Source organism: Bradyrhizobium sp. SZCCHNRI20481, from assembly GCF_032485055.1.
In the GTDB taxonomy this organism is placed as follows: domain Bacteria; phylum Pseudomonadota; class Alphaproteobacteria; order Rhizobiales; family Xanthobacteraceae; genus Bradyrhizobium.
Genome location: NZ_JAUEUE010000002.1, coordinates 394225 through 415946 on the forward strand (window position 1 = coordinate 394225; position 21722 = coordinate 415946).

The 21722-nt window shown below is 66.4% G+C and carries 20 protein-coding genes; 10 read left to right on the forward strand and 10 right to left on the reverse strand.

The features are described from left to right. Window positions 1-65: 65 nt before the first annotated feature. The 4 genes from QX132_RS04280 to hflX all read left to right on the forward strand — a co-directional run bounded on the left by QX132_RS04280 (window position 66) and on the right by hflX (window position 5724). Window positions 66-2411, forward strand: a complete 2346-nt coding sequence (locus QX132_RS04280; protein WP_315738012.1) for a PAS domain-containing sensor histidine kinase — start codon at window positions 66-68, stop codon at window positions 2409-2411. Window positions 2412-2428: 17 nt separating this feature from the next. Continuing rightward, window positions 2429-3799, forward strand: a complete 1371-nt coding sequence (locus QX132_RS04285) for a sigma-54 dependent transcriptional regulator (RefSeq protein ID WP_315738011.1) — start codon at window positions 2429-2431, stop codon at window positions 3797-3799. Between the two features lie 269 nt (window positions 3800-4068). Then, complete coding sequence (gene hfq, locus QX132_RS04290) at window positions 4069-4317, forward strand: RNA chaperone Hfq (RefSeq protein WP_006613906.1); 249 nt, start codon at window positions 4069-4071, stop codon at window positions 4315-4317. A 27-nt stretch (window positions 4318-4344) separates the two neighbouring features. After that, window positions 4345-5724: a GTPase HflX gene (hflX, locus tag QX132_RS04295; protein WP_316160179.1), complete on the forward strand. Its 1380-nt coding sequence runs from the start codon at window positions 4345-4347 to the stop codon at window positions 5722-5724. 64 nt (window positions 5725-5788) lie between these two features. Here hflX and QX132_RS04300 read toward each other — a convergent pair whose 3' ends face one another. The 3 genes from QX132_RS04300 to QX132_RS04310 are packed head-to-tail and all read right to left on the reverse strand — an operon-like array spanning window position 5789 to window position 10613. Beyond that, window positions 5789-7522: a thiamine pyrophosphate-requiring protein gene (locus QX132_RS04300; RefSeq protein WP_316160181.1), complete on the reverse strand. Its 1734-nt coding sequence runs from the start codon at window positions 7520-7522 to the stop codon at window positions 5789-5791. Next, window positions 7519-9219, reverse strand: a complete 1701-nt coding sequence (locus tag QX132_RS04305) for an FAD-dependent oxidoreductase (RefSeq protein WP_315797438.1) — start codon at window positions 9217-9219, stop codon at window positions 7519-7521. The genes QX132_RS04300 and QX132_RS04305 overlap by 4 nt, the downstream gene beginning before the upstream one ends. A 20-nt stretch (window positions 9220-9239) precedes the next feature. Then, window positions 9240-10613 carry an MFS transporter gene (locus QX132_RS04310; RefSeq protein ID WP_315779964.1) on the reverse strand — a complete coding sequence of 458 codons (1374 nt, stop codon included), beginning with the start codon at window positions 10611-10613 and terminating at the stop codon, window positions 9240-9242. Window positions 10614-10741: 128 nt separating this feature from the next. Between QX132_RS04310 and QX132_RS04315 the strand changes: the two genes are divergently transcribed. Further along, on the forward strand, window positions 10742-11644 hold the full coding sequence (locus tag QX132_RS04315; protein ID WP_315738006.1) for a LysR family transcriptional regulator: 903 nt from the start codon (window positions 10742-10744) through the stop codon (window positions 11642-11644). 23 nt (window positions 11645-11667) lie between these two features. On the opposite strand, the gene mazG is transcribed toward QX132_RS04315, so the two are convergent. Further along, the gene (gene mazG, locus QX132_RS04320; protein WP_315811009.1) at window positions 11668-12486 is read right to left on the reverse strand and encodes a nucleoside triphosphate pyrophosphohydrolase; all 819 of its coding nucleotides are present in this window, start codon (window positions 12484-12486) and stop codon (window positions 11668-11670) included. 134 nt (window positions 12487-12620) lie between these two features. On the opposite strand from mazG, the gene queC reads away from it, so the two are divergent. Continuing rightward, entirely contained in the window at window positions 12621-13337 is a 717-nt protein-coding gene (queC, locus tag QX132_RS04325; protein WP_315770720.1) for a 7-cyano-7-deazaguanine synthase QueC, read from the forward strand. A 52-nt stretch (window positions 13338-13389) separates the two neighbouring features. Here queC and QX132_RS04330 read toward each other — a convergent pair whose 3' ends face one another. The 4 genes from QX132_RS04330 to nthA form a co-directional block, all read right to left on the reverse strand. Continuing rightward, complete coding sequence (locus QX132_RS04330) at window positions 13390-14169, reverse strand: hypothetical protein (RefSeq protein ID WP_315811010.1); 780 nt, start codon at window positions 14167-14169, stop codon at window positions 13390-13392. 187 nt (window positions 14170-14356) lie between these two features. After that, window positions 14357-14743: a nitrile hydratase accessory protein gene (locus QX132_RS04335; protein ID WP_315779954.1), complete on the reverse strand. Its 387-nt coding sequence runs from the start codon at window positions 14741-14743 to the stop codon at window positions 14357-14359. Continuing rightward, window positions 14740-15402, reverse strand: a complete 663-nt coding sequence (gene nthB / locus QX132_RS04340) for a nitrile hydratase subunit beta (RefSeq protein WP_316160184.1) — start codon at window positions 15400-15402, stop codon at window positions 14740-14742. The genes QX132_RS04335 and nthB overlap by 4 nt, the downstream gene beginning before the upstream one ends. Beyond that, window positions 15402-16037, reverse strand: coding sequence for a nitrile hydratase subunit alpha (gene nthA, locus QX132_RS04345; protein WP_315738000.1), 636 nt, complete (start codon window positions 16035-16037; stop codon window positions 15402-15404). Before nthA ends, nthB begins: the two co-directional genes overlap by 1 nt. Before the next feature lie 278 nt (window positions 16038-16315). On the opposite strand from nthA, the gene QX132_RS04350 reads away from it, so the two are divergent. Further along, entirely contained in the window at window positions 16316-17776 is a 1461-nt protein-coding gene (locus QX132_RS04350; RefSeq protein ID WP_315797433.1) for a GH1 family beta-glucosidase, read from the forward strand. 103 nt (window positions 17777-17879) lie between these two features. Here the strand turns inward: QX132_RS04350 and QX132_RS04355 are convergent, their stop codons facing one another. Next, window positions 17880-18020 carry a hypothetical protein gene (locus tag QX132_RS04355; RefSeq protein ID WP_316160186.1) on the reverse strand — a complete coding sequence of 47 codons (141 nt, stop codon included), beginning with the start codon at window positions 18018-18020 and terminating at the stop codon, window positions 17880-17882. Between QX132_RS04355 and QX132_RS04360 the strand changes: the two genes are divergently transcribed. After that, a complete protein-coding gene (locus tag QX132_RS04360) occupies window positions 18019-18906 on the forward strand; it encodes a hypothetical protein (protein ID WP_316160188.1) in 888 nt (295 codons plus the stop codon). The two genes, QX132_RS04355 and QX132_RS04360, sit on opposite strands and share 2 nt — an antisense overlap. A 69-nt stretch (window positions 18907-18975) precedes the next feature. Here QX132_RS04360 and QX132_RS04365 read toward each other — a convergent pair whose 3' ends face one another. After that, window positions 18976-19800 (reverse strand): hypothetical protein, encoded by an 825-nt coding sequence (locus QX132_RS04365; RefSeq protein WP_316160189.1) that lies wholly within the window; start codon window positions 19798-19800, stop codon window positions 18976-18978. A gap of 359 nt (window positions 19801-20159) precedes the next feature. Here QX132_RS04365 and QX132_RS04370 point away from each other — a divergent pair, with 359 nt between their 5' ends. Continuing rightward, window positions 20160-20978 (forward strand): DUF2167 domain-containing protein, encoded by an 819-nt coding sequence (locus QX132_RS04370; protein ID WP_315770709.1) that lies wholly within the window; start codon window positions 20160-20162, stop codon window positions 20976-20978. Further along, the gene (locus tag QX132_RS04375) at window positions 20975-21700 is read left to right on the forward strand and encodes a site-2 protease family protein (RefSeq protein ID WP_315770706.1); all 726 of its coding nucleotides are present in this window, start codon (window positions 20975-20977) and stop codon (window positions 21698-21700) included. The genes QX132_RS04370 and QX132_RS04375 overlap by 4 nt, the downstream gene beginning before the upstream one ends. The last annotated feature ends 22 nt before the right edge of the window (window positions 21701-21722 follow it).

The following is a 21722-nucleotide window of genomic DNA, read 5'->3' on the forward strand; positions in this document are numbered from 1 at the left end:
CGTGGTAGGAATGCATCAGTCCGATTCCCGGACATGCCGCGTTCAGCATCACCCACCTTGCCGGAATGACCAGCGCAGAGACCTCGGCCACCCCCTTCGATTCGTCGTCCACCGACGGCCGGCGCTGGACCTGGCGCACCTGGCTGGCGCCGGTGGCGGTGGCGCTCGCGCTGCTGTCGGCCTTCCTCACCTTCATCGTGCTGGTCGGGTTGACCCCGGTCGAGCCGACGACCGACGTCGTCAAGACCTTCTACCTGATCGACGCCGGAACGATCCTGGTCCTGGTCGGGATCATCATCCGCGAGGTCTGGCAGGTGGTGCAGGCCCGCCGGCGCGGCCGGGCGGCGGCGCGGCTGCACGTGCAGATCGTCAGCCTGTTCTCGGTGATCGCGGTATTGCCGGCGGTGCTGGTCGCCGTGGCGGCCAACGTCACCATCGATCGCGGCCTCGACCGGCTGTTCTCCGGACCGGCCAAGGTCGCGATCCAGAACTCGCTGACCATCGCGCGCGCCTACATGCAGGAGCACGCGCAATTCATCCGCGGTGACATCATCGGCATGGCGACCGACATCGCACGCGCGCGGCCGCTGTTCGACCAGGACCGCGCCAGCTTCCGCGAGCTGCTCACCACCAGCGCCGCCTCACGCAACCTGCCGGGCGCGATGATCATCGACAAGAACACCAATCCGATCGTCTGGGCCGAGACCGGTGGGGTGCAACTGGCCTATTCGCCGCCAGCGCCCGAGTTCCTCAACAATGTCCGGGAGGAGGAGCCCGAGATCGCGGTCCTGCCGGAATCGAACTACGTCGCCGCGGTGATCCGGCTGCGCGCGTTCAACGACACCTTCCTCTACGTCGCGCGTCCGCTCGATCCGCAGGTCGTCGAGCAGCTCAAGCAGACCGAGCTGTCGGTCGCCGAATACGCCCAGGTCGAGGCGCGGCGCTTCGGCATCCAGATCGCCTTCGCGCTGATGTTCGCGGTGATCGCGCTGACCATCCTGATGGCCTCGGTGCTGATCGGGCTGAACTTCGCCAACTGGCTGGTGGCGCCGATCCGGCAATTGATGAATGCCGCCAACACCGTCTCGACCGGCGATCTCAACGTCCAGGTCCCGGTGCATCGCTCGGAGGGCGATCTCGCCCAGCTCGGCCAGACCTTCAACAAGATGACGCAGGAGCTGCGCACGCAGCGCGACGAGCTGGTCAGCGCCAGCGAATTGATCGACAGCCGCCGCCGCTTCATCGAGGCGGTGCTGTCGTCGGCCTCCGCCGGCATCATCGGCGTCGATGCCTCGGGCAGCGTCGGCATCCTCAACCGCTCGGCCGAGAAGCTGATCGGACATGCCGAGCAGGAGGTGCTGGATCATCCGCTCTCCGACGTGCTGCCCGAGCTCGACGACATGATGAAGACGGCGCGCGAGGGCAAGCAGCGGCTGGTGCAGGGGCAGATCACGATCCAGCGCGACGGCCACGAGCGCAATCTGTCGGTTCGCGTCACCGCCGAGCAGACCAACCAGGCGCGCGACAGCTACATCATCACGCTGGACGACATCACCGAGCTGGTCTCGGCGCAGCGCACGTCCGCCTGGGGCGACGTCGCGCGCCGCATCGCGCACGAGATCAAGAATCCGCTGACGCCGATTCAACTCTCGGCTGAGCGCATCCGCCGCAAATTCGGCAAGGTCATCACCGAGGACAAGGCGGTATTTGAGCAATGTACCGAGACGATCGTGCGGCAGGTCGACGACATCAGGCGAATGGTCGACGAGTTCTCGCGATTCGCGCGGATGCCGAAGCCGGTGATGGAAGGCGAGGACGTCGCCGACACCGTGCGGCAGGCCGTGTTCCTGATGAAGGTCGCGCATCCCGAGATCGACATCGAGACCGAGATCAAGCAGGACCCGTTGCGCGCGCAGTTCGACCGCCGCCTGATCTCGCAGGCGCTGACCAACATCATCAAGAACGCCACCGAGGCGATCGAGGTGGTGCCCGAGGCGGAGCTCGGCAAAGGCCGAATCGATGTCGTCGCCTCGCGCGAGGGTGAGGACGTGCTGATCGACGTCATCGACAACGGCATCGGTCTGCCGAAGGTGGCGCGGCAGCGGCTGCTCGAGCCCTATGTCACGACGCGCGCCAAGGGCACCGGCCTCGGGCTCGCCATCGTCGGCCGCGTGCTGGAAGACCATGGCGGCAAGCTCGAGCTGAAGGACGCGTCCGATTTTCGTCCCGGCCAGCGCGGCGCCTGGATGCGACTGCGCTTTGCCGTCTCCGGCCAGGCCGCGAAGACGGGCGCGAAGGAGCAGGCGGGGGCGTCTGACAATGCGCAGAAGACCGAGGCCGGCGGCGAAACCGCTGACACAGTTCAAACGACCAATGATGAACCAAAAATCCAAGCCGCAACCGGCAGCTGACGAGACAGGCGTGACCCATGGCGAGTGATATTCTGATTGTCGACGATGAAGCCGATATCCGGGAGCTGGTCGCCGGCATCCTGGATGACGAAGGCTTCACGACGCGAACCGCGCGCGACAGCGATTCGGCGCTCGCGGAGATCACGAGCCGCCGTCCCAACCTGGTGTTCCTGGACATCTGGCTGCAGGGCTCCAAGCTCGACGGTCTGCAGCTCCTCGAGCAGATCAAGAAGGACCATCCCGACCTTCCGGTCGTGATGATCTCCGGCCACGGCAACATCGAAACGGCGGTCGCCGCGATCAAGCGCGGCGCCTATGACTTCATCGAGAAGCCGTTCAAGTCCGACCGGCTGATTCTGGTTGCCACGCGTGCGCTGGAGAATTCCCGGCTGAAGCGCGAGGTTCGTGAGCTCAAGCAGCTGGCGCCGACCGCGAGCAGCATGACCGGCCGCTCGCCATCGATGAACCAGTTGCGCCAGACCATCGAGCGCGCCGCCAAGGCCAACAGCCGCATCCTGATCGTCGGCCCGCCGGGCTCGGGCAAGGAGCTTGCCGCGCGTTCGCTGCACGCTCAGTCGCCGCGCTCCGAAGGCCCGTTCGTCGTCATCAACGCCGCCGCGATCACGCCGGAGCGGATGGAGGAGGAGCTGTTCGGCATCGAGCAGTCGAACGGCGAGCAGTCGCGCAAGACCGGCGCGCTCGAGGAGGCCCATGGCGGCACGCTGTTCGTCGACGAGATCGCCGACATGCCGCGCGAGACGCAGAACAAGATCTTGCGCGTGCTGGTCGATCAGACGTTCCAGCGCGCGGGCGGGACCACCAAGGTGCACGTCGACGTGCGCATCATCTCCTCGACCGCACGGAATCTCGAGGAGGAGATTGCCGCCGGGCGTTTCCGCGAGGACCTCTATCACCGGCTGTCGGTGGTGCCGATCCGGGTTCCGCCGCTGTCGGAGCGCCGCGAGGACATTCCCGAGCTGATCGACTATTTCATGGAGCAGATTTCGGCCACGACCGGCCTGCCAAAGCGCCAGATCGGCCAGGACGCCATGGCAGTGCTGCAGTCGCATGTGTGGCCCGGCAACGTCCGTCAGCTTCGCAACAATGTCGAGCGTGTCATGATTCTGGCCGCCGGTGGACCGGAGGTGATCATCACCGCCGACATGCTGCCGCCGGATGTGGGATCGATGGTGCCGGCGATGCCGACCAGCAACAATGGCGAGCACATCATGGGCCTGCCGCTGCGCGAGGCACGCGAGGTGTTCGAGCGCGACTATCTGATCGCCCAGATCAGCCGCTTCTCGGGCAACATCTCGCGCACGGCCGAGTTCGTGGGCATGGAGCGGTCGGCCCTGCATCGCAAGCTGAAGGCGCTCGGCGTCGGCTGAGGCTCCAGCTCGGCCAAACCTGCCGACTGGACGAATTTACATTGGAAAATTCGTCCATTTCCGGAATTTTACGGATGAATCCGGCTCTTTTGGAACCGGCTTCCTTGCAAGCGGCTTGCCTAATATGCTCGCCTGTCTTCTAATCCGGCATCCCGTGGTCCCTCGAGGGGGATCTCAATGGACCATGGGCCACCTCGATGAATCCGGGGCCTGCGATCGGGACATCGAAGGTTCAATAAGAAAAAGCACAAGACTGCGAGACAATAACAATGGCGGCAGACCGCGCACAAAACCTACAAGACACCTTTCTAAACCATGTCCGCAAAACCAAGACGCCGCTCACGATCTTCCTGGTCAATGGCGTGAAGCTGCAGGGGATTGTCACATGGTTCGACAATTTCTGCCTGCTGCTCCGGCGCGACGGTCACTCGCAGCTCGTCTACAAGCATGCGATCTCCACCATCATGCCAGGCGCGCCGATCCAGTTGTTCGAAGGCGGCGAGGACGCGTCTGCGTGAGTGTGACCTGACGTGAGAGTGACCTGATTGGAACCCCGCGATCGCGAAGGGACCATCGGCCTGTCGAGGCCGGATGACAATAAGGGGACCGGGCTCGTCATCGTGGTCGGCCCCTACTTGCGAGCGCGCCGCGGCGACGATGGCGCGCAAGCAGGCCAATCCGACATGCGTGATTTCGAGGCGCGGATCGACGAGGCGGCGGGCCTCGCGCGGGCTATCGACCTGACCGTGGCCGAGGCCATTCTCGCGCCGATCGGGCAGATCCGCCCCGCGACCTATCTTGGCAAGGGCAAGGTCGAAGAGATTGCCGGCGTGATCGCCGGCCATGGCGTCGAGCTGGTGGTGATGGATTGCGCGCTCTCGCCGATCCAGCAGCGAAACCTCGAGAAGGCCTGGAACACCAAGGTGCTCGACCGCACCGGCTTGATCCTGGAGATCTTCGGCCGCCGCGCCAAGACGAAGGAGGGTGCGCTGCAGGTCGAGCTCGCGCATCTCAACTATCAGCGCAGCCGTCTGGTGCGGTCCTGGACCCATCTCGAGCGCCAGCGCGGCGGTTTCGGCTTCATGGGCGGTCCCGGCGAGACCCAGATCGAGGCGGACCGCCGGCTGATCGGCGACCGCATCACGCGGCTCGAGAACGAGCTGAAGAAGGTCCAGGCGACGCGGCGGCTGCATCGCGCCGGCCGCCAACGCGTGCCGTATCGCGTCGTGGCGCTGGTCGGCTACACCAATGCCGGCAAGTCGACGCTGTTCAATCGCCTGACGCGCGCCGACGTCCAGGCCGCCGACATGCTGTTCGCGACGCTCGATCCGACCTTGCGCGCGATCACGCTGCCGCATGGCGGCAAGGCGATGCTGTCGGACACCGTGGGCTTCATCTCCAACCTGCCGACGCAGCTCGTCGCCGCCTTCCGCGCCACGCTCGAGGAGGTGCTGGAGGCCGACGTGATCCTGCACGTCCGCGACATGTCGCACGAGGATGCCGAGGCGCAGCAGCACGATGTCGAGCTGGTGCTCAGCCAGCTCGGCATCGATCCCGAGGCCACCGACACCATCATCGAGGTCTGGAACAAGATCGATCGCCTCGACGAGGCGGCGCGCGAGAACCTCGCCAACATCGCCGCACGGCGGCCACCGGAGCGCCCGTGCCTGCTGGTCTCGGCCCAGACCGGGGAGGGCGTCGACGCGCTCCTGCAGACGATCGAGGACCGGCTCGCGGCGGCGCGGACGACGCTCGATCTCACCATCGATGCGGCCGACGGCGCCGGCATCTCCTGGCTGCATCGCAACGCCGAAGTGCTGGCCAAGGAGCTGCACGAGGGCCACTACGACATGACCGTGCGCGTCGATGCCACCAAGCGCGACATCGTGGTCGAGCGCTATCACGGCGTGCCCCGCGTGGCGTGAGCCTCGCGCGACGTCGTTTGCCTCTCGTGCAGGATGACATGCATCGCTGCGCCTATCCATCGGGCTACAAGGGCGTGATGTCGACGTGCAGCACGGCAGCTCGGCCGTCACCGAGGGCGGCGAGGCAGCGCTCGATCGCCGCATCGAGCTTGTCGGGATCGTCGACCCGCTCGCCATGGGCGCCGAATGCGCAGGCGATGTCGGCGAGACGACGCTGCTCGCCCTGGCGCCCGGTGCTGAGCCTAGAGAGGAAGGAGCCCGTGCGCTGTGCGGCGCCGTCCGGATAGACGCGCTGCACCGATGCCTTCACCGCCTGCCATCCGTTGTTGTCGAGGATCACGGTCAGGATCGGGAGCTGGCACTGCTGCGATAAGGCGTAGACGGAGTCCGGCGCGGCGAAATGATAGGCGCCGTCGCCGACGATCTGCACCACGCGCGCTGAGGGATTGGCGAGCTTGAGTCCGAGCGCCATGCCGCCGCTGAAGCCGAGGCCGCCGCCGGCCAGGCCCACATAGGTCATCGGCTTGGTGCGGCGAAGCTGCTGTTGCAGGATTGGCGCGTTGCGGACCGCCTCGTTGAGGACGATGTCGTCCTCCGACAGCAGCGCCTGCAACCGCGCAAACAAATAGGCCGGGTTGATCGCTCCGATCCGGCCCTTCTGTGCAGCCGCGGATATCCGTTTCGCCTGCGCGGCCTCGCGTGCCGGCTGCCAGCTCGCGATCCGGTCGCGCACTCTCGTGAGATAGGCGTCGTCGCCACGGGCAACGATGATCTCCAGCACCTGACGAAGAATGACGGCCGAATCGCCCTGAATACGGAGGTCGGTGGCAAATCCCCACATCGGGATGTCCGCCTTCAGGGCGTCGATATCGATCTGGATCCAGTGCAGCCGATCGGCGGCCTTCAGCATCTGCGGAATGAATGGCACGTCGATGTCGATGAGCAGCCCGAGATCGGCGCCGGCGACCAGCGCGGCCGGGTCGGAGCCGGCAAAGCAAGGGGAGTCCTGGCAGATGTTCATCGTGACGGGGTTGAACTCCGCGACACGGATTCCGCAGACCAGCGCCAGCCGCTCCAGCACAGAGACGGCCTCGGCGCTGCGTCCGAGATAAGCGGTCAGCGCGATCGGATTCTCCGCCTTCATCAGCGCGTCCGCGATGGCACGCGCGCGCTCCGGCTCGATCCCTCCCGCCTTGACGCTGCCATGGCGCGCGGGCGGGCAAGCCGGCATCGCCGCCTCGTCCCAGGTCTCGGCGAGGGTCTCGCGCGGCAGCATCATGTAGACCGGGCCGGGCGGATCGCTGTGCATGAACGCGGCAGCGCGGGCGACCGCCTCCTTGACGACGACGCCCGACGGCAGCGTGTATTCCCATTTGACATAAGGACGCACGATGCTGCCCTGATCGAAACTCTCCTGCACGAAGTGGACGTAGGTGTCACGTCCTCCCGGCAGCTCGCCATGCAGCGCGAACGGAGCCCGCCCTGCAAACAGCAGCACCGGCAGCCGGTAGCGAAAGGCGTTCTGAATCGCCATGCACGCATTCGCCGTGCCGGCATCGACATGGACGAACACGGCCTGGCCGCGGCCGGTCGCGCTCGCATAGCCCATTGCCATGTGCACCGCGACCACCTCGTGGGGACACAGGATCACCTCGGGGTGCCGTCGACCTTCGCTGTCCCAGCGTGCAATCTCCTCGATCAGCGAGACATGATCGGTGCCGAGATTGGCGAAGATGTAATCGATGCCGATCTCGACGAGCGCCTCGAGGAAGTAATGCGCGGTGGTGTGGCGGGTCATGGCGCGATGACGCGGGTCAGGGCGACGACGGCATCGTCACGGCGCATGCTCTGACTTGCCTGTCCACGCAGGCGATCGAACAGGTCGTTGGGCTCGAGCGGTGCGGCCAAGCCGCGCCAGGCAATGTGCGAGTCCGGCCGCAACACGAGCAGGCTGTCCGGGAAGCCATAGCCGGCCTTTGCGCGCTCGACGTCGACGAGCGTCAAGGGAAGGCCCTGGTGGGCCGCGGCGTCGACCAGTGGCATGACATCGACGGCCGGATCGAACCGCACCAGCGTGTAGGCCGGGCCAAGCGCATCCAGCAGCGATCGGCCATCGGCCAGCCAGACGTGCGGCGCGCGTGCGCCGGGCACTGTGGACGCGCTGAAATGGCCCATGCCGTAGGGCGGCGGCGTCTCGCCATCGTATGAGATCGCCGGAGACCGGTCGTAGTAATAGCCGAAATTCAAGCCGGCGCAGCAATATTGCTGCACGTTGAGATCATAGGCGGCCTTGCCGACCTTGCTGCGCGCCGCGTCGCCGACGGGGCCATCGATCTCCACCTCCGCAGGCACGGCGCGTCTCTGGCTCATCACCGCGAGCGCGTGGTTCATCGCGAAGTGCGACACCTGCTCGGTGATCGGCTGCCGCTCCGCTTCGTACGCGTCGAGCAGGGCAGGGGTGGCCCAGCCGTGGAGGACGCCGGCAAGCATCCAGCACAGGTCGACCGCATCGGCGATCCCTGCATTCATGCCGTAGCCGGCATAGGGGATCCACAGATGCGCCGCATCACCGCAGATGAAGGCGCGGCGATCGCGGAAGCGATCCGCCACCAGGCGACGTCCGATCCAGTCCTCCTTGCTGATGATCTCATACTGGAAACGGTCGTCGACACCGAGAATGGTGCGCAGTGCCCAATCGCGATCGACACTGTCGAACTCGAGCTCCTCGGCCGCGAGGTGGTTGTGGATCAGCCAGTTGTCGCGGCCGTCGATGGAGACGGTGGTGCCGCAGCGCCGCGGGTTGAGCGACATCGTCATCCAGGCCGGCTTCTGGGTGATCAGCTCCTTCAGCGCGGGAGCGTGGATGTAGGTCGACTGCACCCGCTGCACGACATCGGTGCCGCTGAGCCGTGAGCCGATGAGCTTGCGCACCGTGGAGCGGCCGCCGTCGCAGCCAATCAGATAGTCGGCTGAGATGGTGATGTCCCGGCCGGCGTCGAGATCGCGCGCCCGCGCGATCACGCCGTTTTCATCCTGGTCGAACCGATCGACCTGGACGCGGTTGAGAATCGTGATGCCGCGCTGCGCCTCTGCGCAAGCGAACAGGATCGGCTCGAGATAGATCTGATTGATGCGATGCGGCGGCTCGGGCGTCGGCCAATCGGTGTCCGGCCCACCGGTTGCCGTGTAGCGGTCCTGGCGGCATGGGATCGGGATGCGCGTCAGCTCGCGGCCGACGACGGCGGTGCGATAGGCGCAGTCGTTTGGAAAATCAGCCGGCAGGCCGCCTTCGCGCACCTCGCGGACGATGCCAAGGCGGCGGAACACCTCCATCGAGCGCGCGGAGACGTGGTTGCATTTCACGTTGGGCGGCTCTCCGGCGCGCCTGATCTCCGCGACCACGACGTCGATGCCGCGCGAGGCGAGATCCATGGCGGCGGTCAGTCCGACCGGGCCGGCGCCCACGATGAGCACCTGGGTTCGTATCGTCTTCATGTCGGTTCTCTTGCTTTGATCTACGCGCGCTCGGGCGTGGAGAGCGCACTGCGTTGCGCATCGTCGGCGCTCGGAAGACTGCCGCGCATGCCGAGGACAGCGAGGCCGAGGATCACCAGCGCCGAGAACAGTTGCGGTACCGCGCTGGCCTGAAACAGCGAGGAGACGTCCCATTTCGCCGCGAGCATCAACCCGCCGATCGTGACGCCGAGGATCGAGCCGAAGCGGCCGATGCCCAGTGCCCAGCCGATGCCGGTGCCGCGGATGTAGGTCGGATAGATGCGCGCCGCATAGGCGTTGCAGCCGATCTGTCCGCCGATCACCGCGACGCCGGCAATGAAGACGGCCGGCACGAGAATCGGCAACGAGGCTCCCGCGATACCGATGGTGATGATCGAGAGGAAGCCGGCAACGTAGGTCGCGAACAGGACGCGATCGAAGCCGAACTTTTCGATCAGCAGGCCGAGCCCGACGGTGCCGAGCATGCCGCCGAGCTGGAAGGCGATGCCGACGGCGATCGCCGCCTGGACGTCGAGCCCGACACCATGTGTGAGCGTCGGCAGCCAGCTGTTGAGGAAATAGATGTCCATCATGTTCATGAAGAACATGACCCACAGCAGCAAGGTCGGCAGCAGACGCCGCTTGGTGAACAGCTGTGGCAGCAGAAAGCCCTTGCCGCTCTCCTCGATGATCGTAAAGCGCGCGTCGGCGGGCAGGCGGTCCGACGGATCGATCCGCGTCAGCAGCGCGCGCACGCGATCATTCTTGCTGTCGTCGAGGGCCAGCAGCGAGAGCGATTCCGGCAGCCAGATAATGAGGACCGGACAGAGGATGAGCGGCAGAATGCCGCCGATGAGAAAGATGATCTGCCAGCCATAGGCGGTGATGAGCTTGGCCGCGACCGCTCCGCCGATCGCCGATCCCAGCGACACCGTCATGAACATCAGCATGATCAACAGGGTCCTGCGACGCTGCGGCGAATATTCGCCGGTCAGAGCGATCGTGTTGGGCAGGACGCCGCCGAGCCCGAGGCCGGTGAGGAACCGAATGATGACGAGGTCGGATACGCTCGTGGCCTGGGTGGTCGCCAGCGATCCAAGCGCGAACACGAGAACGCCGGCGACGACGAGCCATTTGCGCCCGAGATAATCGGCCAGGGCGCCGAACACCAGCGAGCCGATCATCACGCCGAACAGGGACGCGCCAAACACCGGTCCCAGGGCGCCCGGCGCCAGATGCAGGTCCTTGCTGAGGGCAGGGGCGACGAAGCCGAGCGCCTGGGCATCGAAGCCGTCGAGCCCGACGACCAGCGCGCACAGGCAGATCACCCTGATCTGGAATCCCGACAGCGGCCGCTCGTCGACGTAGCGCGTGAGATTGATCGCTTGCGTCAAATGTCCCTCCCCATGTGCTTGTTGTTGCCTGGCCGCTTCACCGCAGCCGCCGGCTGTTTGCAAATATGTTGCATGATCAAACTCTTTCGATTAGCCACAAAATTCTCATTCATTCATGAGGAAAGCTAATGCCCCCGACCTTGCGGCAATTGGAGGCCCTGGTCCTGGTGTATCGGCTCGGCAGCATCACCAAGGCGGCCGCCGAGCTGCGCGTCACGCAGTCGGCGATCAGCCTGCTGATCCGGCAGATCGAGGAGAACTTTCAGCTCAAGCTGTTCGATCGCACGACGCGGGCGCTGCACCCGACGGCGGCCTGCCGCGAGGCGATTACCGCGGCGGAACGCATCCTGGCGGGGACGCAAGGGCTGTCGCAGCGGATGCGCGACCTGGCCGAGATCAAGGCCGGCCGAATTTCCATCGCGGTCTCAGCGGGCGTCGCGTCGGCGCTGCTTCCACGCGTGTTTGCGACGTTTCGATCGCGCCATCCCGAGGTGCGCATCGATCTGCGTGATGTCGCGCCCGACGAGCTGCTCGCGATCGTGATGGCCGGGCATGCGGAGTTCGGCCTCGGCAGCGTGGAGGACGAGGGCGTACCGGAGGTCAGGATCGAGACGCTGATGCAAAGTCCGCTCTCGGCGATCGGCATCAAGGACGGCCGGTTCGAGAAGCACCGCCGTCTGACGTGGGACGGCATCATGAGCTCCGACCTGATCACGATGCGTCACGGCACGCGCATCCGCCGCCAGATCGACGAGGCGCTGGCGGAGACCGGGCGGTCGCTGAAGCCTGCCTGGGAAGTGTCGCTGATCACGACCGCGCTGGCGCTCACGGCGGAGGGCGCCGGCATCAGCATCCTGCCCGCGCACATGCTGCCCAAGGCACAATTTCCGACCTTGGCCGCGATCCCGCTGTCGCAGCCGACGATTCATCGGCACGTCTCGCTGCTGAGCCGCGCCGACTTCGGATTGTCGCCGGCCGCCCAGCGCTTCGTCGAGATCGCAAGGGCCGAGCTGTCGCGCAAGGGCGGCTGATCACGACCTCGGAACCGGGGACGCTACTTCTCCAGCCGCTTCGCCTCGTTCCACAATTCGTCCATCTCGTCGAGCGACGCTTCTTCGAGTGTGCGGCCCTTCGCCGTCAACGCCTGCTCGATGTGCGCGAAACGGCGCTCGAACTTGGCGTTGGTGCCGCGCAATGCGGTCTCCGGATCAACCTCGGCGTGGCGGGCAAGATTGACCAGCGCGAACAGGAGATCGCCGGTCTCTTCGGTCAGCTCGGTCGCATCCTTGTTGTCGAGCGCGGCCTCGATCTCGTCGGCCTCCTCGCGGATCTTCTGCAACACCGCGCGCGGATCGTTCCAATCGAAGCCGACGGTCGCGGCCTTGCGCTGCAGCTCCATGGCGCGGACCAGCGCCGGCTGTCCGGCCTTGATGCCCGATAGCAGCGAGGACTTGCTCGTCTGCGCCTCGGGCGGCCGCCGCGCGGCGCGCTCGGCCTTCTCCTCGGCCTTGATGCGGTCCCAGGTGCCTTTGGTGGGCTGGGTGACGTTGCCGTCCTTGTCCGGGAACACATGCGGATGGCGGCGGACCATCTTCTTCGTGATGCCCTCGACGATGTCGCCGAATGCAAACGCGCCTTGTTCCTCGGCGATGCGGGCGTGATAGACCACCTGCAGCAGGAGATCGCCGAGCTCCTCGCGCAGATCGTCGAGGTCGTCACGCGTGATCGCGTCCGCCACCTCATAGGCTTCCTCGATGGTGTAGGGCGCGATGGTCCGGAACGTCTGCTCGATATCCCACGGGCAGCCGGTGACCGGCGTGCGCAGCGCCGCCATGATCTCGATCAGGCGTGAGATGTCGCGGGAGGGGATCATGGGCAGGTCCTGACAGCATCGTTCGATCGGGTCCTGTATGCCCCAAGCCGCGCGCGGCTCCCAGCGAAAAGGGCGACTGCACGGGATGCGCCCGGCGGGTTGGCCCGACCCGTCGATGATGCTAAGCGGGGGCCATGAGTGAGCAGGACACGACGGCCCTGGTGCTGTTCTCGGGCGGGCAGGATTCCACGACGTGCCTGGCCTGGGCGCTCGACCGCTTCGCGCGCGTCGAGACGATCGGTTTCGCCTACGGGCAGCGCCATGCGATCGAGCTCGCCTGCCGCGACCGGCTGGTCGAGGGCATCGCGCGCCTGCGCCCGGACTGGGCAGCCAAGCTCGGTGACAGCCACACGCTGGACATTCCAACGCTGGCTGCGATCTCCGAGACCGCGCTGACGCGCGACGTCGCGATCGAGATGGGCGCCGACGGCCTGCCCAACACCTTCGTGCCGGGCCGCAACTTGGTGTTCCTGACCTTTGCGGCGGCGCTCGCCTATCGCCGCGGCATCCGCCACATCGTCGGCGGCATGTGCGAGACGGACTATTCGGGCTATCCGGACTGCCGCGACGAGACCATCAAGGCGCTGCAGAATGCGCTGAGCCTGGGCATGGCGCGCGCGTTCGAGCTGCACACGCCGCTGATGTGGCTGTCGAAGGCCGCGACCTGGCAGCTGGCGCATGACCTCGGCGGCGCCGGCCTCGTCGACCTGATCCGCGACCAGTCGCACACCTGCTATCTCGGCGAGCGCGGCGCGCGGCATGACTGGGGTCACGGCTGCGGTCACTGCCCCGCCTGCGAGCTGCGCGCCAAAGGATGGCGCGCGTACATCGCGGCGGGCGGGCCATCCTGAATCGGAAGCGGGGCCCTCGGGCCCCGCGGAGAGCTGCGCGACAGACGAGCGCTCAGGCGGCTTCGTTGTCGGACGGCTCACGCTGGCTGACGATGACGAGATCCGCATCGGCGAGGTGGTGGCCGTCATCGGCCTCATTGGCTGCCGCGGATGCCGCCTGTGCGACGAGGCGCGCGGTGATGTCGTCCTTGGCGTCCTTGCCGCTCTTCTCCCAGGCAGGCGCGTTGAGCACGACGATGTCGTCGTCGTGGTGGGCGGCACCGTCGTGATCGGCGGGCACGATCGACGGCGACTTCACTGGGGTGTCGACGATACGCAGGGTGGGGGCCTCGGCTTCGACCGGCTCCGCTGCGGCTGCGGCCGGTTCGTCCTCGGCCATTTCCGCCTGCTCCGGCTCGGGGGGCGCGGCCTCTTCGGCGGGGGCATCGGTGTCGGCGCTCGCAGCGCGGGCCACAGCCTCGGCGGCTTCGGCGGGCTGTTCGGCGGCCGCGGCAAGGCCCTCCTTGGCCGGCGCATCATCATGCGGCGCGAGGCCGAGATGCTGCGAGATTTCCTTGATCAGCCTGTCGATCGCCACCAGCACGCGATACTCCGGGATCGAGGCCATATGCTGCTCGAACCGGTTGCGCGCATATTGCAGCGAATCGATCACGTCGGTGGCGATGGAGGAGCCCGACGCCTCGGTGCCGTGCAGGGCTCCCGCAGCCTTCTCGGTCGAGCTCTCGATCAGCAGGAAGGCCTCGTATTGCGGAATCGATTTGAGCTTCTCGTGATAATCCTGACGCACGCCGGCGAGCGTGTCGACGATGGTGGCGAACTCTGGCGCGGGCATTTCGACGTCCCCCTCAACTTCAGCAAAGAAGATGCGCGGGACGCTACGGACGCACTGATGAACGTTCAATTTCGAACGAATACCGCTATTCGCGGCATGAATAGCCGGCCGTTAAGACCGGACCATCAAAAGCAGGATCGTCCGCACACCGGGCATTAAGCATCCGCCAGACGCGCGCGCGAAGGGCTCAGCCGACAAAATCCTCGGGCCTGAGCTCGATCGGCTTGCCATGCGGGGTGCGATCGGCAGCGTGATCCCAGGCATTGCGGTAACGCGTCAGCGCGTCGGCGGAGGTGACGCCCTTCTCGGCGACGAGCCGCTCGAGCGTCGCGAGCCAGTGCCGGTAATATGTATCGCCGCAATCGGGATCGCCAGACGCTTGCGCGCGCGAAATCTCGTCGGCGAGCGCAGCCGCCCATTCGGGCCAGGTAAAAAGGCCGCGGGCGTGCAGCGTGACGGCCATCGCGAAGGCGTGGGCTTCCCACGGCTCGCGAAACACGGGCCCGCTGTCGTCGACGGGAATGCCGGGCAGGGCGCGCGTCGCCGCGGCTGCAGCCTCGCGGTCGGGTGTCATCGGGCCGGCTCCAGATAGGGCTCGCAGGCGTCGACCGTGACCTCCAGCAGCGGATCGGGCGCATCGGCCCACAGCTCGGCGCCGCTGAACGACACCGTGTAGAGCCATTGCGGGTCTTCGCCGCCGCCATGGGCGTTGCTGTCCGGAAACACGTGCACGCCTCTGACCGCCTCGACGCGGCCGAGATGGCCGCGCACGTAGCGCGGCAGCCGCGTATGCGTCGTCGGATGGATGTCCTTGGCGCGGACGCGGTCGCCGACCGCGAACAGCGCCGGCTTCGTCGCCGCGCGCTCGGTCGGGCCGCCGCGACGCAAGGTCGGCGCGACGGCATCGGCGGTGAGGATCTTGGCGACGGGCTTGGCCGGATGCAGCACCTTGCCGGCGACGATCTCATCGGCGTCGACCAGATGCCGCTCCTGCATCAGCCGTTCGATGCCCGCGAGCCAGATCTGGTAGTAGCTCATGCCGAGGTAGTCGTCCGGCGGACGGTTCTCGCGCGCGAAGCGCGACATGTCGATGTTCCAGCCGCCGGGCGTCGCCATCGCCAGCGTCATGGCAAAGGCGCGACGCTCCCATTCGGCGTGGAACACCGGCTCGTTCGGCTCGGGGCGGACCGGACCAAAGCCGGCCACGCCGCCCATGTCGTGCGCACCATCCATCAGCGGCCAACCTCGTGCGGTTGTTTCGGCAAGCCGGTGCCGATCATGCTGTCGCGCGTGACGAGCGCGGCGAGCTGATCCTCGCTCCAGCCGTCGGTCCCGGCGGGGCGGATCGGCAGCACGAAGTAGCGGACCTCGGCCGTCGAATCCCACACCCGGATCTTCGTCGTCGGCGGCAGCTCGAAGCCGAAATCCTTCAGGACGCCGCGCGGATCCTTCACCGCCTTGGCGCGATAGGGCGCCGATTTGTACCAGACCGGCGGCAGGCCGAGCACGGGCCACGGATAGCAGGAGCACAGCGTGCACACGACCATGTTGTGCAGATCGGGCGTGTTCTCGACCGCCACGATGTGCTCGCCCTGGCGGCCGGCATAGCCGAGCTCGCCGATCGCCGGCGTGGCGTCGGCAAGAAGGCGCGCTCGATAGGCCGGATCGCTCCAGGCCCGCGCCACGACCTGCGCGCCGTTGCGGGGACCGACCTTGCTCTCATAGGTCTCGATGAGCACGTCGAGCGCGGCGGGATCGATATACCCCTTCTCGGTCAGGATGCTTTCGAGCGCGCGGACGCGCAGATCGGTCTCGGACAGGTCCGAGTGATCGTGCTGATGGTCGTGATGGTGATCGTGATCCGTCATGACTCAACCATAGGCGTAATCGGGCACCGCTGTCGAGCCGGGGCCACTACGAACCCACGGTGCGAGCAGTCGCGTTTCACTGCCGCCGCAGCCGTGCGGCGGTCACAATGCCGAGCGCGGCGTCATCGGTCATTGACGCGCCGATTCCGGACGCAGATGTGATCGGGGCCGCTCCATTGCCGCCACCTCGGGCTGTTCAAGTCGGAGCGCAGATATGGTTCGTAGTGCTTTCGCCGTTCCGATCGGGCACGATAGCAACAGAGGTTTGAGGTTCATCAATGCCGAACGACGTTTCCCGCCGTGATCTTGCGAAGCTGGCCGGGCTGGCCGCCCTCGGGGCGGCCAATGGCCCGGCGCAAGCGGAGGAGGGCGCGGTGAAGGAGGACATCGGGCGGCGGTTTCCCGCCGATTTCGTGTGGGGGACGGCGACGTCGTCGTACCAGATCGAGGGCGGGGCTACGGCCGATGGCCGCGGGCCGTCGATCTGGGACGTGTTCACGCATTTGCAGGGCAACATCGAGGACGGCAGCACCGGCGACGTCGCCTGTGATCACTACAACCGCTACAAGGATGACGTGCGGCTGATCAAGGAGCTCGGCTGCCGGGCCTATCGGTTCTCGATCGCCTGGCCCCGGCTGTTTCCCGACGGCGGGCTGACGCCCAATCCGAAGGGCCTCGACTTCTACAACCGGCTCGTCGACGAGCTCCTGGCGAACGGCATCACGCCGTACGCAACGCTGTATCATTGGGATCTGCCGCAGGCGCTGCAGGACCGTGTCGGCGGCTGGCTCTCGGCCGACACGGCCAAGGCCTTTGCGCATTATGCGGGCTACGTCGCGCAGCATCTCGGCGACCGTGTCAAGACCATCTTCACCATCAACGAATGCGGCCGCTTCGTCCCGTTCGGCTATGGCCTCGGCGTCGACGCGCCCGGGCTGAAGCTGCCGCAGCAGCAGGTCAACCAGGCGCGCCATCACGTGGCGCTGGCGCACGGTCTCGCCGTCCGGGCCATCCGCTCCGGCGGGCGCGCCGGCATGCGCGTCGGCATGGCCGAGAACATCACGGCCTGCCTGCCGGCGATCGACACGCCGGAGAACATCCGCGCCGCCGAGATCGCGACGCGCGAATTGAATGCCGGCTTCCTCAACGTCATCCTCGAGGGGCGCTATACCGAAGGGTTCCTGGCGTGGTCCGGCAAGGATGCGCCGAAATTCACCGCCGACGAACTGAAGATCATTTCGGCGCCGGTCGATTTCGTCGGCCTCAACATCTACGCGCCGCAAGCCTATGTCGTCGCGTCGGACCGCGCGGCCGGATTCGACGTGCTGCCGATGCCGTCCTCGTTCCCGCACATGAGCTCACCCTGGCTGCTGGTCGGTCCGGAGACGGCCTATTGGGTGCCGAAGCTCGCCGCCAAGATCTGGAATCTCCAGACCATCTACATCACCGAGAACGGCACCTCCTCGGACGACAAGCTGACCGCCGATGGCAAGGTCCACGACCTCGACCGCGTGATGTATCTGCGCAACTATCTCGCCCAGCTGCAGCGCGCTACGTCCGAGGGCGTGCCCGTGAAGGGCTACTTCCTGTGGAGCCTGCTGGACAATTTCGAGTGGGTGTTCGGCTACAAGCAGCGCTTCGGCATCTATCACGTCGACTTCGACACCCAGGTGCGCACGCCCAAGCTCAGCGCGTCCTACTACCATCACGTGATCAGCCGCAACGCCGTGAGCGCGTGAAGCGCCGCGACGCCACCCGGGGTCCAGCCGGACGCAGTCCGCGCCATTCAGGCGGCCAATGTGCCGTCGGCATCCGGCGCATTGAGTGTCGGCACGCCGGCCTTCACGCCGCGATTGCAAATTCATGATGCGGAAAGCACACCTTGTGCGACTCTTTTGCGCGCATGCCGTTTTCGTGGCGAAAGGTGGCTGCAGATGACGTAAACCGGCAATCTGCCGGCCCCTCAAGCGAGTTTTCCAGCATGCAAGTTTCCGTTGTTTGTCCGCCAGCCGTCCGCGCCGGCGTTCTGTTCTGCGTCCTCGGAGTGATCGCTGGCTCCAGCGCCTGGGCTCAGGGAGCCGCGAACGATGCGGCCAAGCCCGCCACGGAGCAGTCTGCCGCGCCGACGGCCGACAAGCCCGCAGAGTCCGAGCCGAAACCCGCGGTCGCTGAAACCAGGCCCGCCGAGCAGCCCTCGGATGCCGCCGGCAAGCCTGCGGCCGAGCCTGAGAAGACGGCCGAGAAGCCCGGCGAGCCAGCCGCTGCGGACACCAAGCCCGTTCAGGCCACAGACAGCGCGAGCCAGCCGCCGGCGGACAAGGCATCGACTGAAAAAACCGCGACGGATGCTGCGGCCGAGAGCAAGCCGGCCGAGGCCAAATCCGGGACCAAGGTCGAACCGAACTCCGGCACCGACGTCGGCCAGAAGCCGGCCGTGACTGAGTCGAAACCGGCAGAGCCCACTCTGGCCGTTCAGCCCGCTGCCGTCGCCAAGGACGCGCCCGCATCGGAGAAGGTCGAGGAGAAGGCCGCCGAGAGCAAGCCCGCGGCGGCGCCGGCAGAGCCCAAGAAATCCGAGCCGCCGGCCGCAGCTTCTCCCGCGGCCACGCCGGAGAAGGCGGCTGCGAAGCAGAACACCGCAACCACGTCAGCCAAGCCCGAACGGCACGGCCAAGCGCATCACCATGCCGAGGACGACGCCAAGCCCGCCAAACGCGAGCACCGCGCCCGCAAGCCCAAGAGCCAAACGAAGAGCGAAATGAAGCGGGAGGCGAAGAGGGGTGGTGCCAGCTGCAAGAGCTTCCGCACCTATGACGCGGAGAAGGGCACCTATCGGGGCTACGACGGGCGCGTTCACACCTGCTCGTAAGGAGCGATCGGAAAGTGGTGCATCGGCGGCGGCCAAGACCGCCACCGATCGCCGCTGCCGATCACACCATCAACGCGGCATCGGCGGCTGAATGCCCGAGGTGTTGCGGGTAAAGAGTGTCCCGAACGTCGAGCCCTGCGGCTGCGCCGGCTGCGGCCGGGCCATTCCCGTCGTGGTCCGCTGCTGCGGCGTCACGATGATCTGCTGGGGCGGGCCCGGGGGGACCGCAGTGCCGCGTGCCTGCACCGCCTGGTTCGACATCCGCGACACCAGTCGCATCAGCTGATCCTGGCCGGCCTGCAGTTGCTCGATGGCGCGGGTGTGATCGCGGCTGGCCTGATCCTGCGTTGACTTGATCTGCTCGATGCCCTGCTGCAGCTCGGCGATGTCGCGCGCCATCCTCTGCATCAACGTTCCCGGCTCACGGGCGCCGGTGGTGTCTTCCGCTCCCCTCAGCGAGGCATTCGACATCATGGCATCCTCGCTGCCCTGCTGGACCGACGCCTCATCCTGCGACGCTTCGCTGGCGCCCGGCATCCAGCGGTCCATCAGCGAGGCGCCGGCGTCGCGCTGCGACCAGGCGACGGAGCCACCGACCAGCACGACCAACAGAGCGAGACCAACGGCGTTGCGCCCGCGCAGCTTGCCGAGCGGCGCCTTCATCCGCGCCCAGCGGCCGGCCCCGCTGCCCGTCGCCTCGCTCGTGCTCGCCGCCGCAGCAGCATCCGCCGCCACACCCGGCTTCTCGATCGCCGCGAGCCGCGTATCGATCCGGGTCAGCACCTCGCGCAGCACCCGCCGGTACAGTTGATCGTAGCTTGCCTTCTCGGGCTTCTCCGGGGCGAGGCCGATCTCGCTCTGATCAATCTGTTGCACGTTCTGTGTGGACTGCATTGCTGATCCCCAAACCCCTTAGCCCGCCGCCGACGCCGCTGTTCTCTTTGAATTTTCAAACGTGACTCGACCCGCCGCTTTGGCCGAAAGCAAGACAGCGTCGTGACGAGGAGGGGGCCTTTTCGGACCATCTCTCCCTCGCTGCAGCGCCAGCAGATCGCTTCGAGAGGCTTGAATCCGCCCTTGGTTGCGCACCGCCGAGCCTTCGAGGTACTATCCGACCGATATTTTTGGGGGGATTGGGGCCGGTGCAAAGCTTGATTGTCATTGCGCGCGCAGTGTTGTGCGCAGCGTTCGTAGTCCTTAGCGCTCACGTGCAGGCCGCGCCAGCGGATGAGGCCACGCGCAAGGCTGAATTGATGGCGGCTTGGCAGGCGGCGAGCCAGGCGGGCACCGACGGACCAAGCGACATCGTGCTGATCGATCAGGGCACGCTGAAGCTGCCGGCCGACTACTTCTACGTGCCGAAGAGCGAAGGTCTGCGGGTCCTACGCGCGCTCGGCAACGTCGTCAACGACGCGACCTTCGTCGGGCTGGTCGTCGGCAGACGCCAGAACGACGATTGGATGGTGGTCATCAAGCACATCAAGGACGGCTACATCAAAGACGACGACGCCAAGAACTGGAACGCGGACGATCTCCTGAGCAACCTTCGCGCCGGCGCCGAGGAGGCGAACAAGGACCGTGCGGCGCGCGGATTTCCGGAAATGGCCGTCGTCGGCTGGGTCGAGCCGCCGGCCTACGATGCCACGACGCATCGTCTCGTCTGGTCGCTGCTCGCGAAGGAGAAGGGCCAGCCCGACGATGCGCCGAAGAACGTCAACTACAACACCTACGCGCTCGGGCGTGACGGCTATTTCAGCCTGAACCTCCTGTCCGGCTCGGAGCGGATCGCGGGGGACAAGGCGGTGGCGCACGAACTGCTGTCCGATCTCTCCTACAATGCCGGCAAGCGCTATGAGGATTTCAGCGCGAGCACGGATCGGATCGCCGAATATGGATTGCTTGCGCTGGTCGGCGGCGTTGCCGCGAAGAAGCTCGGGCTGCTGGCGCTGGCCGGTGCGTTCGTCCTGAAGTTCGCCAAGATCATCATCTTCGCCGTCGTCGGCGCCGCGGCTGCGGTCATGAACTTCTTGCGCCGCAAGCGGCGCGGCGACAACGCGGGCGGGCCGGCGTGAAGGCTCTCCTGCTGATCCTGTTCTCCGGCCTGAAATGGGGGAAGCTCGCCATGAGCGGCGGCACGATGCTGCTGTCGCTGGTCGTCTATGCCGGCATCTGGGGCTGGCGCTATGCGGCCGGCTTCATTGCGCTCCTGTTTGCCCATGAGATGGGACACTACATCGCCGCACGCCAGCGCGGCCTCGACGTCGGGGCTCCCGCCTTCATCCCGTTCGTTGGCGCCTGGATCGCGCTCAAGGAGCAGCCGGTCGACGTCGAGACGGAAGCCTATGTGGCACTCGCCGGTCCGCTGGTCGGGACCGCCGCCGCGCTTGCGGTCTATCTGTGGGCGCGATCGGACGACAGCAATCTGCTGCTTGCGATCGCCTATTCCGGTCTGTTCCTCAACCTGTTCAACCTGCTGCCGATCTCGCCGCTGGACGGCGGCCGCGTCACCAGCGTGCTGAGTCCGCGCATCTGGCTGCTTGGCGTTCCCATGCTGCTGACCTTGATGCTCTATCGGCCGAGCCCGATGCTGATCATCATCGCCATCCTCGCAGCCCCGCAACTGATGAAGGCCTGGCGCTACGATCCCGGCGCGCCCGAGAACGTCGCCTATTACGGTACGACGCTGCAGACCAAGCTCGAATATGCCGGGACTTATCTCGCGCTGGCGGCGCTCCTCGCCGTCATGACCTACGACGTGCACGAGATGCTTGGGCACTTGCGTCAGCTTGGCTGAGTGCTGTTGAGGTCGCCGCTTC